This is a genomic window from Ghiorsea bivora, from assembly GCF_000744415.1.
Classification (GTDB): domain Bacteria; phylum Pseudomonadota; class Zetaproteobacteria; order Mariprofundales; family Mariprofundaceae; genus Ghiorsea; species Ghiorsea bivora.
This window is the reverse complement of the sequence record NZ_JQLW01000006.1, coordinates 49,854-63,443: the sequence shown is the minus strand read 5'-3', so window position 1 is coordinate 63,443 and position 13,590 is coordinate 49,854. Positions and strand designations below refer to the sequence as shown.

Below are 13,590 nucleotides of genomic sequence, written 5' to 3'. Positions count from 1 at the left end.
TTTGTTTTTGCGCAAGCTTGAGGCATTCATTTTATAGTAAGGCATGTTGGTATCAAAGCTTTAAGGAGTTCGTATGGCATCAAGCACCAAATATAAACGGGTATTACTCAAACTATCTGGTGAGGTATTGATGGGCCAAAGTGGTTATGGTATTGATCCTGATACGATTAATCGTTTGGCGAGCGAGCTGATTGAAGTGCGTGATAGCAAGGTGGACTTAGCCATTGTGATTGGTGGTGGTAACATATTCCGTGGTAATATGGGTACAGCTTCTGGTATGGACAGAGCAAGTGCTGATTATATGGGTATGATGGCAACCGTGATGAATGCGATTGCTTTGCAGGATGCTTTGGAACGACAAGGCGCTAAGGTTCGTGTGATTTCAGCATTACACATCAAAGAAGTAGCCGAACCCTATATCCGTAGGCGCGCTGTGCGCCACCTTGAAAAAGGTCGGATTCTTATTTTTGCCTCAGGTACAGGCAATCCTTATTTTACAACAGATACAGCCGCTAGTTTACGCGCTATGGAAATCAATGCAGATGTGGTGCTTAAAGGTACCAAAGTAGATGGTGTTTATACGGCTGACCCAGTCAAAGACCCAACGGCTACACGTTATGATACCCTGACATTTACCGAAGCATTAACCAAACAATTGGGTGTGATGGATGCTACGGCGATGTCATTATGTCGCGATAACCAAATGCCAATTGTGGTGTTTGATGTGACAACACAAGGACAGATGTTAAAAGCTGTGATGGGTGAACCTGTGGGCACAGTAGTCCAGGAGAGTTGAGATGTTTGAAGATTTGAAAGAGCGAATGAACAAGACGATTTCGGCACTAAAAACTGAATTGGCAACGATTCGTACAGGTCGGGCAAATGCCGCCTTATTGGATCATGTGCGTGTTCCTTATTACGGTTCAGATGTGCCTGTAAGCCAAGTGGGAAGCATTTCTGTACCCGAGCCGCGTATTTTGATGATTACGCCTTGGGAAAAGGCTGTGTTGAAAGATTTGGAGAAAGCGTTATTGGCTTCAGACTTGGGTTTAACACCTTCCAATGATGGTGAAGTGATTCGTTTGATTTTACCTGAATTAACGGAAGATCGCCGTAAAGAGTTTGTTAAACAAGCTAAGTCTATGGCTGAAAAATCAAAAGTATCATTGCGTAATTTGCGTCGTGATGCCAATGAAGCAGTGAAAAAACAGGTGAAAGAAGAAGGTTTGCCTGAAGACGAATCCAAACGATTGCAGGATGAAATCCAGAAAATTACAGATAGCTTTGTGAAAGAAGTGGATGCTGTGATTGAGAAAAAAGAACAGGATATTTTAACTGTTTAATGTCTTCTGCTGAAGGGCTGCCGCTACAACGTGTGCCCAAACATGTTGCTATTATTATGGATGGAAATGGGCGCTGGGCAAAAGCTCAGGGTCTTTCCCGTCTTGAAGGACATAAACAAGGTGCCAAACGTCTTCGTGATGTGATTCAATGGGCAAAAGATGCTGGGGTAAAACAAGTTTCCTTGTATGCGTTTTCAACTGAAAACTGGAAACGTCCAAAATTAGAGATTGCAGGTCTAATGACACTCTTGGCGACACTTCTTCCATTAGAAGTGCCTAAAATGCAAGAAAAAGGTGCTAGGCTTTTAATTTTAGGTGATATATCCAAATTCCCATGGTTGGCGCGCCGTGCTTTAGATAAAGCGGTGCAAGCTACGAAGAATAATACTGAAATTGATGTGATTTTATGCCTAAATTATGGCGGTCAACAAGAAATTGTTGATGGTGTAAAATCTTTTTATGCATCTTTTGATGATGAACAAACACGAGCGAAAGCTTTTTCTGAACTTACACCTGAAACACTTTATAAATTTTTAGGTCGTGATGATATTTTACCTGTGGACTTGCTTATTCGTACAGGCGGAGAAAAACGCATTTCCAATTTTCATTTGTGGGATGCTGCATATGCAGAACTCTATTTTACCGATACCAACTGGCCTGCATACAGTGAGCAAGATTTAATTGCGGCGCTTCAAGACTTTGCCCACCGAGAGCGCCGTTTTGGTAAGACCAGTGAGCAGGTTCAGGCAGGTGATAGGGATGAGTGAGCTTAAAAAACGCGTCATTACTGCGGTTTTCTTGATTGCAGTAGCGGTATACTGGATGTTTTATACTTCTGAGGGTGTATTTAACATGCTCACCGTAGGTTTGGGGTTACTGGCTGTTGTTGAGTTGCTTGCCATGCTTTCTTTAGGTGTGGGTCTGCTTTATGTTGGAACTTTGGCAATCCCAAGTTTATTTTGGATTTGGAGTGCTGATACTATCCCCGTTTTATTTCCGTTGTTAACACCTTTTGTACTTTGGTTGCTGATTTTCTTAGTGACACATCGCCATAACAATACACCTGAACATTTTGCACGTTTTGTCTACTTACAAAGCATGACCCTATTATTGATGTTATTTTGTTATACTTTGATTGAAGTACATCATTTGCCCGATGGTGTGTTATTTTTATCAGGTGCTTTTTTGGGTGTGTGGGCAGCAGATATTGCGGCTTATTTTACAGGTAAAGCCATGGGTAAACATAAACTTTGTCCATCGATTAGCCCAGGTAAAAGTGTGGAAGGTTTTATGGGCGGCATGTTTTTTGGCACGATAACAGCGGCTGTTTTTTGGCTGCAAATGTTAGCTATGCCGATGTTAACTGCGCTGGTATTGGCTTTGTTATTGGTGGTGATTTCTGTGGCGGGTGATTTGGGTGAATCGGCATTGAAACGTGCTGTAGGGGTTAAAGATAGTGGCAGTATGCTGCCTGGGCATGGTGGTATTTTGGATAGGATTGATGCGTTGCTGCCTTCTATTCCTTTTGTAGCCATGTTGTGGATGGTATTATCATGAGTAAACCTATGAAATTAACCATTTTGGGTGCTACGGGTTCGATTGGTACGAGTACGATTGATGTCATGCTGAGGCATCCCGAACAGTTTCAAGCTTTTGCTTTGGTTGGACATAAAAACGTAACGTTGATGCAAAAACTTGCAGAACAAGTGAAACCTGCATTTGTTGTAATGACGGATGAATCAGCTTATCAGGCTTTAAAAGGCAAATTACCTAAAGCAACAAAACTAGAGTTTGGTATGGATGCAGCAGAAGCCGTCGCATCTGCGGATGAAGTGGATATGGTGATGGCAGCGATGGTTGGTTCGGCGGGTTTGCCCGCAACATTGGCTGCGGTACGTGCTGGCAAACGTGTGGGGCTGGCGAATAAAGAGTGTTTGGTTACAGCAGGACGTATTTTTATGCAGGCTGCCAAGCAATATGGTGCTGAAGTTGTTCCTGTAGATTCTGAACATGCAGCTGTGCATCAAGCATTGGCCGGTCATGATAGGGCTTCGGTAACACGTATTATTTTGACGGCATCGGGTGGTCCTTTTCGCAACAGAGCGCCTGAAAGTTTAAAAAACATTACAGTTGAAGAAGCCGTTGCTCATCCGAATTGGAGTATGGGTGCAAAAATTAGTATTGATTCAGCAACCATGATGAACAAAGCCTTGGAATTGATAGAAGCCAAATGGTTGTTTGATGCCAAAGCAGAACAATTATCTGCCATTATTCACCCGCAAAGTATTGTGCATGCTATGGTAGAATATCGAGATGGATCGGTCTTAGCGCAGTTGGCTATGCCAGATATGCGTTCACCCATTGTGTATGCTATGCAGGCGGAACCACGATTGGAAAGTGGCATTCCATGGCTTGAATTGGCGCAAACGCAACCTTTAGAATTTCAAGCAATAGATGAAGCACGTTTTCCAGCTATGCGTTTGGTGAAAGCCGTGCTTGCAGGTGAAGATAGCTTAGCGATTGCTTTAAATGCTGCCAATGAAGTGGCAAACCAAGCTTTTCAAGATGGTAAGCTTGGTTTTATGGATATTGTAAGTACGGTTGAAAAAGTAATGGCAACAACTAAAGAACAACCTGTTGAAACGCTTGAACAAGTTTGGCAGCTGGATAAGCAAGCACGTATTCAAGCTAAGGAAATGATTCCCCTATGATAGAAACCATTCACACCACACTATATTTTATTTCCGCAATTGTTATTTTGATTGGCTTTCATGAGTATGGTCACTTTATCGTTGCGCGTAAACTTGGCATTAAAGTTGAAAAGTTCTCTATTGGTTTTGGTCCTTCATTATTTTCATGGCGTGGTAAAGATGGTGAAGTGGAGTATGTGATTGCGGCAATCCCTTTGGGTGGATATGTGAAAATGCTGGGTGAGAACCCCTATGAGCAGCTCGAAGAAAATGAAACGCGGGTTGTATTATCCGAAGCAGATAAAAAACGAGCATTTAATAATCAGCCCGTGTGGAAACGTGCTGCCGTTGCAGTGGCAGGCCCTGGTTTCAATTTTATATTTGCTATTTTTGCATATATGTTGGTGGCTTGGATGGGGCATCAGGTCTTACCGCCAGTCATTGGCTCGGTAAATCCAAACTCAGAGGCGGAGCATCAAGGGCTATTGGTGGGCGATAGGATTGTGGCTGTTGATGAAACCAAGGTTACTTCTTGGCAAGCATTTGAAGAAACCTTGAAGCTAAACGTTGGTGGTGAGCACCTTTTGTCCATTGATAGGGATGGTCAACATATCAAATTACCTGTGTATTTATCACACCCTGAAAAAGATGTGTTTTTGTCTAACGTGGCGGAAGAAGTGTTGGGCTTGGGCCTAGGGCTGGATATTCTTGTGCAAGAGGTGATGCCTGATTCTCCAGCGGAAAAAGCCTTGCTTCAGGCAGGGGACCAAATATTGGCCGTCAATGGTGAACCTGTGAAGTCGGTACACGGTTTGATTGATGTGATTGGTAAACATGCTGGCGATACTGTGCAAATACAGGTGCAACGTGGTAGTTCACAGTTACAATTGGCAGTTACACCCAAGGGGAATGAGGCTGGGCGAGGTTTAATCGGAGTGCGCCTGAGTGCAAAACCATGGGCTGAACCAGAATGGCAACGTAAAGGCATTTGGGATGGTGTGGTATATGGTTTTGTTCGTACCTGGGAAGTTACTGTGATGACGGGTGAAATGTTCAAACGTATGGTGAGCAGTTCTATCTCTGCAGATAACTTGGGTGGTCCCATTGCCATTGCCCAAATGGCGGGTAATACCGCAGACCGTGGGTTGGTTTATTTTATCATGTTTTTGGCTTTCTTTTCAGTGAATTTGGCGATTTTAAATTTATTGCCGATTCCAGTTCTGGATGGTGGCATGTTGCTATTTTTAGCTATTGAGCAAGTTCGAGGTAAAGCCTTGAGTCCAGAAATGCAAATGCGTTTTCAGATGGTAGGGATGTTACTGATTATGACACTGATGTTGTTTGCATTTTACAATGACATTATGCGATTATTTCGAGGATAAGCATGAAAAAATTTGGGTTTAAGGCACTGATAGGCTGTGTATTACTGCTGTCGTTTGCACGGATTGCAATTGCGGAAGATGTGGTGGTAGCTGTAGCTATTGAAGGCAACCGGTATGTAGAAGCACCAGCGGTGATGGCAAAGGTGCATAGTAAAGCTGGTTTACCACTGGATAGACGCGTGATTAGCCAAGATATTCGACGCCTGTTTGCAACAGGGTATTTCTCTGATGTGTATGCTGAAGGTGAACGGGTTGATGGTGGTATTAAACTTATTTACATGGTGAAAGAAAACCCTGTTATTGCCAGTGTTTCCTTTGAAGGTAATAAAGAGCTGTCGAATAAAAAACTGCGACCTAAAATGAAGATTAAACCCAGCATGATTTTGAGTCCTTTGGTCGAAAGTATTGATACCAATATGATACGCAAAGCTTATTTAGCCAAGGGTTATTACCAAGTGGATGTGCATATTGACGCCATACCATTGGATGATGGGCGTGTAGATGTAAAGGTAACCATTGATGAGGGTACGGTCACACATATCAAAGACATTCGTTTTATAGGTAATAAGTCCTTTTCAAGTGATAAGTTGCGTAATGTTTTAGCTTCTGCGGTTTCTGGTTTGGGCAGTTGGTTTAGTAATAATGATGTGTTTAGTCGTAGGCGTTTTGAAGCTGATGCACAGATGATACGTATGTTTTATCAAGATGCTGGTTATTTGGATGCAAAAGTTGAGTCCACACGTTTGATGTTAACGCCGAATAAAGAGGATTTTTATTTATCTTTGAGTATATATGAAGGTAAAGCATTTACGGTCAGTGCTATTCAGCTGACAGGTGATGTGACACCATCCAAAGAAGCATTGATGGATGTTATAAAACTAAAAAAAGGTGAATTGTATTCACTCACCAAATTGCGCGAATCTATTCAGGCGATGACAGAAAAAGTGGGTGATGAAGGTTATGCTTTTGCCAATGTGACGCCTATGTTTCATAGGAATTTAAAAACCAATACTGTTGTTATTGAGTTTGATATTGAAAAAGGGCGAGAAGTTTATGTGGAACGGGTGGAAATCCAAGGGCACAATAAAACACAAGAACATGTGGTTAGACGTGAGTTAAGGCAAGCAGAAGGTGAACGTTACAGTGCGAGTAAAATTCGACGCAGTAAAGAACGTTTACAACGCATTAGCTACCTTTCTAAAAGTAAAATATCTACACCTAGAGGTAAAGCTGCCAATACTGTGGATATGAAGTTGGATATTGAAGAAGGGAAAAGTGGTTCTTTTTCTGCAGGTATCAATTACTCACAACTTTATGGTACAGGTTTTGTGGGGTCTGTTTCGGAAAATAACTTTTTGGGTGGTGGTTATAAAACAAGTGTAAGTGCAGACGTTGGTGGTGCAGTCAACAATTATGATATCAGTTTAACTGACCCATACTTCTTCGGAGAAGATGTGAGTGCTTCAGTACGTGTTTTTCAAAATCAAACAGATATACGAACAATTGTTTTGTACAACCAAGACAGTAAAGGGGCTTCATTTAATGTAGGTATGGCGTTGAACGAGTATATGCGTTATTCAGTAGGTTATTATTTGACAACTACAACCCTTTCAGGTGTACCGATAACATCATCATTGGCATTACGTTCGCAAGAGGGTACTTATACTACGGGTGAACTGGTACAATCGCTTTCTTATGATACGCGCAACCGAACATTGCTACCTACAGAAGGAGGTTTGTCTTCTGTATCTTTGGGTTATGCTGGGGCTACAGGTGATAGGAAGTTTTATGAAACCACAGTTTCGACACAATACTACCTTCCACTGACCGATTTCTGGACTCTGCGTACAGCTATGAAGTTGGGGCAAATCCAAGGTTATGCTGGTAAAGAAGTACCTGTATATCGCCGGTATTCGCTGGGTGGTGTAGGAAGTATGCGTGGTTATAACTATTATGGTATATCTGTTGTAGACCCGCAGACATTAGACATTTTGGGTGGCACGAAAAAAGCAACGGCTTCTGTAGATTTACAATTTCCCTTGCCTTATATGGAGCAAGCAGGATTTAGAGGCGCATTTTTTGTAGATGCTGGTACAGTTTGGGGGATATCCGATATTGCTTTTGATAAAGGTTCTATTCGTGGTTCATATGGTTTTGGTATTGAATGGAGCTCACCTGTTGGTCCCATTACTTTAACATGGGCTACGGCTGTGAATGCGCAGCCATTGGATGATGTTCGACGCTTTGAGTTTGCACTTGGTCGTGGTTTTTGAGATAGTTCCCATTTGAAGTTTGTTTGAGATAATAAAGGTAAAAGGTGTAGTTGATTAAATGAAGAAAATTATCGCAGTATGTATCGCCGTGTCTTGCTTGTGGGTAGGTCAAAGTTTCGCTTCAGAGATGAGAATTGCCTATGTGGACATCAAAGTCTCGATGGAAAACACCAAGGCTTATAAACAAGGTGTAAAACGTTTTGAAGCCTTACAAAACAAAAAAAGAAAGCAGCTTGATGCCAAACGTAAAAAATTAACAGATTTGGATAAAGAACTACAAATGCAATCCATGGCAATGACTTCTGAGCACCTTATGGAAAAACAGCAAGAGTTAACACGTTTGAAGAAAGAGTTTGATCGCGACCTTCAAGATGCAACAGATGAATTAAAACGTGAAAAACGTCAGTTGGATCAAACCATGTTTGGTAAATTTTACAATGCAGTTAAAACGTATGGCAAACAGCATAAGTTTGATATTATTTTGCCACGGTCTGCGATTATTTATGGCAGCGAACCTTACGATATTACCGCTGATATCACGAAAATATTAGACAAAACAAAGTAAATTTCGTGAGCATTACTCCTCTCACGCTTGCGGAAGTCGCTGAACTTCTTGGTGGTGAGCTAATTTGCAATGATTCCAGTATTGTTATTGCTGGGGTACAAACCTTGGCGAAAGCGAAAGCAAATCAAGCTTCATTTTTAAGTAATATGAAGTATAAAAATGACTTGCAAAGCACGCAGGCTGGCCTTGTTTTATTGGGTCAGGATATAGAATTACCCGCGAAAAATTCTTTTGCTGTAATTCGTTTGTACAATCCGTATGTTGGTTTTACCAAGTTACAACAGTACTTTCACCCTGCACCTGTATCAACAGGTGTGGTTCATGCGTCAGCAAGTGTTCATGACAAGGCTAATCTTGCAGCACAGGTGCAGCTTGATGCATTTGTGAGCATTGCCGAAGATGTATCGGTGGGTGCAGGTAGTATTATTGGTTCAGGTTGTGTGTTGGAGAAGGGTGTTCGTATTGGTGAGAATTGTTTGTTGCACCCAAGGGTTGTGCTTGCTCAAGGTACAACATTAGGTGACAGGGTAATTGTTCAAGCTGGGGCAGTGATAGGCTCTGATGGTTTTGGTTTCGCTTGGACGGGTGAAGATTATTTAAAAATACCACAGGTGGGGCATGTGGTGATAGAAAATGATGTAGAGATTGGTGCCAATACTTGCATTGATCGTGGTGCCATTGGTAATACCGTGATCAAACAGGGTGCGAAGTTGGATAATTTGATTCAACTTGCCCACAATGTTGAAGTTGGTGAACATACAGTGATTGCAGGACAAGCTGGTTTTGCAGGCTCAACAGTGATTGGTAAAGGGTGCCAGTTTGGTGCACAATCAGGTGTAGCCGGTCATTTAAAATTAGTGGATGGTACGATAGTTGGCGCCAAAGCTGGTGTGATTGGTGATATTAAAGAGAAAGGTATGGTTTCAGGTTTTCCTGCTGTACCTCACAGGCATTGGCTGAAAGCTTCTGCTTTGTTTGATAGGCTGCCCGCTATTTGGAATAAAATTAAGCGTTTAAGTTAAAGTTGGAGTAATGCATGGCTTTTAATATTGATGAAATAATGGATAGGTTACCACACCGTTACCCCTTTTTATTGGTGGATAGAGTGTTGGAGCTAACAGAAGGTGAATCGATTAAAGCCTTAAAAAATGTTAGTATTAATGAACCTCATTTTAATGGACATTTTCCTGGTCACCCCATTATGCCGGGTGTCTTGATTGTGGAAGCCATGGCACAAGTGGGTGGTGTGTTGGCGCTGTCTGCGAATGATGATGACAAAGAATATTTGATGTATTTTACAGGTATTGATGGTGTTAAGTTTCGTAAACCTGTGCGTCCAGGCGACCAAATTATTTTTGAAATCAATGTACTTAGAAAACGTGGTGCGATGTATAAATTTAAGGGCGAAGCATTTGTGGATGGTAGCTTGGTTTGTTCGGCAACTTTGATGGCATCTGTTTTTCCTAAGGACGAAGTGTGAACAAAGCCCAGGCGACAAGCATTCACCCAACTGCTGTTGTCTCAGACAAGGCAAGTATTGGTAAAGGGGTAAGCATAGGACCATTTTGTACGGTAGATGAAGGGGTAACATTGGGCGCGGGTTGTGAGCTTGTTTCGCATGTGTCCATCACTGGACGCACAACGATTGGTAAACAGAATACTTTTTCACCCTTTTCCAGTATTGGTGGTGTACCGCAAGATTTAAAGTTTCATGATGAACCATCAGAAGTTATCATTGGTGATAACAACACTTTTAGAGAGTATGTCACTGTACACAGAGGCACAGAAGGTGGCGGTATGCTCACCAAAATTGGTGATAACAACCTTTTCCAAACCTATACCCATGTGGCGCATGACTGTCAGATTGGCAATGGCATTGTATTGGCATGCAGCGCGATTTTGGCAGGGCATGTTGAAGTACACGATGGGGCGATTGTGGGTGCGATGTCTGCGGTTCATCAATTCTGTCGCATTGGTAAAAATGTCATGTTGGGCGCAACGTGTACTGTGCTTAAAGATATGCCTCCGTTCACCATTGCTGGCGGCGGATACACCATGAGTTTATCAGGTTTGAACACGGTTGGTTTGAAGCGCAAAGGTTTTTCTAACGATGATATTCGAGCCCTTAAAACGGCATATAAAATGATATTTATGGGTTCAGGTTTGCTTAAAGACCGCTTGGCTGAAGTTGAAGGTTTGAGCTTGGGTAATGCTTATGTGGACGAGTTGATTGATTTTGTGCGCAGCAGTGAACGCGGCGTGATGATGCACTCCAAAAAAGATAAGGATGTCTGAGTCTCAATCGATTGGTTTGGTCGCGGGTTACGGTGCGTTTCCCCTAGAGCTGTGTCAAACATTGAAAAACAAAGGTTTTATGGTGCATGTTGCCGCCATTCAAGAAGAAGCATCCAAAGACATAGAAAGCATTGCCGATAGTGTGACTTGGGTATCGGTTGGTCAAATCAAAAAAATGATTAAAACCATGCAGATCCATGATGTTTCTGACCTTATTTTTGCAGGTAAAGTGCAAAAGATACATTTATTTCGTAATTTTAAACCTGATTTATTGGCGGCTAAAATTTTATTTCAAGCCAAAGACAAAAAAGATGATTCCTTGATGTTAGGTATTGTTGCTGCACTAGAAAAAGCAGGTATCACGGTGCGCTCGCAAATTGAATTTGCAGATGACTTATTGGCAAGTGAAGGTCATTTGTTTGGCCCCAAACCCATAGAACAAATGCTTAAAGACATTAAATTTGGTTTCCCTCAAGCTAAAGCGATTGCAAGTTTAGACATCGGGCAGACCATTGTTGTTAAAGATGAAGCCGTGCTTGCCGTAGAAGCCATTGAAGGCACGGATGAAGCGATTAAACGTGGTGGAGCTTTAGGTAAATCCGATGTGACAGTCGTCAAAGTCTCCAAACCCAATCAAGACCCTAGGTTTGATGTGCCAGCTATGGGTATTGGCACATTAGAAACCATGGCAGCATCAGGTTGTACAGCCATAGGTATTGAAGCAGGGAAAACGCTGTTGATTGAAAAATATAAACTGGCAGATACTGCAAGTCGTTTGGGTATTTCGGTGATTGGGTTTCAGGCAAAATAATAGCAATATACATTCGATAAATTTTAGCCGCTGATAAACGCAGGTAAACATGGATAAAATTAGGTGGTTATGCCGAGTGTGGTGGGGTGTTTTAACAGAGTGGCAAATAATGCATTGTCTCTGTGAAACTCTGCGTCCTCTGTGGTTCAAGATTGGTGAAAAACGCAAAATCTGTATAGACTTGCAAGCATGGTGAGTAATTCAAAAACATATCGCGTTTTGATGTCAGCAGGGGAAACTTCTGGTGATTTGCATGCTGCTGCGGTGGTTAAACAACTTCAAGCGCAAACACCTGATGATGTGACGCTTGAAGTTTCTGGTATTGCAGGGCCGATGATGCAGAAAGCAGGTTGTAAACCTGTGCGTGATATGGCTGATTTGAATGTGATGGGTTTTGGCGATGTCATCAAGGCATTACCACGTATCAAGCGTGTAGAAAAGGATATATTGGCATTTGCCGATGCGTTTAAGCCTGATGTAGTGATTCTTACTGATTTCACCAGTTTCCATTTGGGGCTTGGGCGTAAACTTCGTGCCAAAGGTTTGTTTGTGACGCATTATATTGCACCCAAGCTTTGGGCATGGGGTGCGAAACGCATTACCAAACTGCAGCAATCACAAAATCGTTTGGCATGTATTTTTCCGTTTGAGCAAACGTGGTTTAGCGAACGTGGTATTCAAGATGTCGTGTATGTGGGTAACCCCAGTGCGTATGCTTGTCAGGGTGGTTGGAGCAAGGCTGCGCTTAAAAAGCGCTTGGGTTTGATAGAGGATACACCACTGTTGGCTTTACTGCCTGGCTCTCGCCCATCGGAATTAAAACAGCATGTGCAACTTTTAGCGGATACGTTTGTCCGTTTACAAAAACAACAACCAGCACTTCAAGCGGTGGCAACGCTTGCACCAAGTGTCAAACCCGAAGCATTAAAACCTCTTACGGATGTGGGTGTAATGCTTTTAGAGCGTACGGAAAATTATTATGCGCTCAGAGCTGATGCTGCGATTGCTGTTTCAGGTACGGCGACGCTGGAATTGGCACTTTGGGATACGCCTACAGTATTGGTGTACAAAACATCGGCATTTTCTTGGTTTATTGGACAACGCTTGATTAAGGGGCGGTGTGTAGGGCTTGCTAATATCTTGCTTTTGGGTGATGCGCCAAGTTCGCAAGGTATTGTGCCAGAGTTATTGCAGCATGATGCAACGATAGAAAATATTGAAGCTAACATTCATCCATTATTGTGCGGTGAGACACAGCAGCAAACACAAGCCTTTGCAGATTTGCGTGCATTGCTGGGCACAGGTAACCCTGCAGAAAAACTTGCGGCTTTGTGCTGGCAGGAGATGTTGAAGTAATGGCTGTATATGTGGTGGGTGATATTCAAGGCTGTTATAAACCTTTAAAAAAGTTGTTAAAGCAAGTCAACTTTAACCCCAAGGAAGATATGTTGTGGTGCGCTGGAGACATGGTCAACCGAGGCCCTGATTCGTTGAAAGTCTTACGTTTCTTGAAAAAATTGGGTGACGCTTGTGTATGTGTATTAGGCAATCATGATATTCAATTGTTGGCGTATTATGCGGGTGGGAAATCATTTGAAGGGGATACCTTGGATGAAGTGGTGCATGCTAAAGATGGTGCAGCATTGATCGATTGGCTTCGGCATAAACCCTTATTGCATCATGATAAAACTTTGGGTTGGGCCATGGTTCATGCAGGGGTTAGCCCGCTTTGGAGCCTCAAAAAAGCCAAGAAACGCGCACGAAAGGTTGAGGCTGTTTTACAATCCGATGATTGGGGTTCTTTTTGTAAGGCATTGCAAAGTAAAGGTTTTCCAACGCAGGAACCTAAAGATAAACATGTGAGACTATTGTTTAATACAGCCGTATTCACGCGAACACGTTTTTGTAGTGATGTTGGCACATTTGATTGGCAACAAAAAACAGCAGATACCACAGATCAACATAGTCAACCATGGTTTGAACACGAACATGCCAAGTGGAAAAAAGATGGAAAAAAGAAAACGCGATTCGTGTTTGGACATTGGGCAGCCAAAGGTTTGGTTGCTGAACACCCGTATGTTTTGGGTCTAGATACAGGATGTGTATGGGGTGGTCAGTTGACCTTGGCTAGGCTTGATCAAGAGAAAATGCCGCGTTTATTTGCTGTACACTGTAGATAATGGGTTTAAAGAATAGGTAAGGTAAGCTATACTTGTTTAAAATGATGAAGA

General features: G+C 42.4%; 14 protein-coding genes. All 14 read left to right on the top strand.

The annotated features are described in order from the left end of the window. The first annotated feature begins 73 nt into the window (after window positions 1-73). The 14 genes from pyrH (at window position 74) to DM09_RS02870 (ending at window position 13,539) form a co-directional block, all read left to right on the top strand. Entirely contained in the window at window positions 74-796 is a 723-nt protein-coding gene (pyrH, locus tag DM09_RS02935) for a UMP kinase (protein ID WP_038247592.1), read from the top strand. Between the two features lies 1 nt (window position 797). Then, a complete protein-coding gene (frr, locus tag DM09_RS02930; RefSeq protein WP_038247591.1) occupies window positions 798-1,343 on the top strand; it encodes a ribosome recycling factor in 546 nt (181 codons plus the stop codon). After that, window positions 1,343-2,110 carry a polyprenyl diphosphate synthase gene (gene uppS, locus DM09_RS02925; RefSeq protein WP_038247590.1) on the top strand — a complete coding sequence of 256 codons (768 nt, stop codon included), beginning with the start codon at window positions 1,343-1,345 and terminating at the stop codon, window positions 2,108-2,110. Before frr ends, uppS begins: the two co-directional genes overlap by 1 nt. Beyond that, a complete protein-coding gene (locus DM09_RS10990) occupies window positions 2,103-2,900 on the top strand; it encodes a phosphatidate cytidylyltransferase (protein ID WP_051938017.1) in 798 nt (265 codons plus the stop codon). Before uppS ends, DM09_RS10990 begins: the two co-directional genes overlap by 8 nt. Continuing rightward, window positions 2,897-4,054 carry a 1-deoxy-D-xylulose-5-phosphate reductoisomerase gene (dxr, locus tag DM09_RS02915; RefSeq protein WP_081881067.1) on the top strand — a complete coding sequence of 386 codons (1,158 nt, stop codon included), beginning with the start codon at window positions 2,897-2,899 and terminating at the stop codon, window positions 4,052-4,054. The genes DM09_RS10990 and dxr overlap by 4 nt, the downstream gene beginning before the upstream one ends. Beyond that, on the top strand, window positions 4,051-5,415 hold the full coding sequence (rseP, locus tag DM09_RS02910) for an RIP metalloprotease RseP (RefSeq protein ID WP_038247589.1): 1,365 nt from the start codon (window positions 4,051-4,053) through the stop codon (window positions 5,413-5,415). The genes dxr and rseP overlap by 4 nt, the downstream gene beginning before the upstream one ends. A gap of 2 nt (window positions 5,416-5,417) precedes the next feature. Continuing rightward, the gene (gene bamA / locus DM09_RS02905; RefSeq protein WP_038247588.1) at window positions 5,418-7,688 is read left to right on the top strand and encodes an outer membrane protein assembly factor BamA; all 2,271 of its coding nucleotides are present in this window, start codon (window positions 5,418-5,420) and stop codon (window positions 7,686-7,688) included. Between the two features lie 58 nt (window positions 7,689-7,746). Then, window positions 7,747-8,253 (top strand): OmpH family outer membrane protein, encoded by a 507-nt coding sequence (locus DM09_RS02900; protein ID WP_038247587.1) that lies wholly within the window; start codon window positions 7,747-7,749, stop codon window positions 8,251-8,253. Window positions 8,254-8,258: 5 nt separating this feature from the next. Continuing rightward, window positions 8,259-9,275 (top strand): UDP-3-O-(3-hydroxymyristoyl)glucosamine N-acyltransferase, encoded by a 1,017-nt coding sequence (gene lpxD / locus DM09_RS02895; RefSeq protein ID WP_051938015.1) that lies wholly within the window; start codon window positions 8,259-8,261, stop codon window positions 9,273-9,275. 14 nt (window positions 9,276-9,289) lie between these two features. Continuing rightward, window positions 9,290-9,733, top strand: coding sequence for a 3-hydroxyacyl-ACP dehydratase FabZ (gene fabZ / locus DM09_RS02890; RefSeq protein WP_038247586.1), 444 nt, complete (start codon window positions 9,290-9,292; stop codon window positions 9,731-9,733). After that, on the top strand, window positions 9,730-10,548 hold the full coding sequence (gene lpxA / locus DM09_RS02885; protein ID WP_038247585.1) for an acyl-ACP--UDP-N-acetylglucosamine O-acyltransferase: 819 nt from the start codon (window positions 9,730-9,732) through the stop codon (window positions 10,546-10,548). Before fabZ ends, lpxA begins: the two co-directional genes overlap by 4 nt. Next, on the top strand, window positions 10,541-11,359 hold the full coding sequence (locus DM09_RS02880) for an LpxI family protein (protein ID WP_038247584.1): 819 nt from the start codon (window positions 10,541-10,543) through the stop codon (window positions 11,357-11,359). The genes lpxA and DM09_RS02880 overlap by 8 nt, the downstream gene beginning before the upstream one ends. 189 nt (window positions 11,360-11,548) lie before the next feature. Continuing rightward, window positions 11,549-12,715 (top strand): lipid-A-disaccharide synthase, encoded by a 1,167-nt coding sequence (gene lpxB / locus DM09_RS02875; protein ID WP_038247583.1) that lies wholly within the window; start codon window positions 11,549-11,551, stop codon window positions 12,713-12,715. Further along, on the top strand, window positions 12,715-13,539 hold the full coding sequence (locus tag DM09_RS02870) for a symmetrical bis(5'-nucleosyl)-tetraphosphatase (protein WP_038247582.1): 825 nt from the start codon (window positions 12,715-12,717) through the stop codon (window positions 13,537-13,539). The genes lpxB and DM09_RS02870 overlap by 1 nt, the downstream gene beginning before the upstream one ends. The last annotated feature ends 51 nt before the right edge of the window (window positions 13,540-13,590 follow it).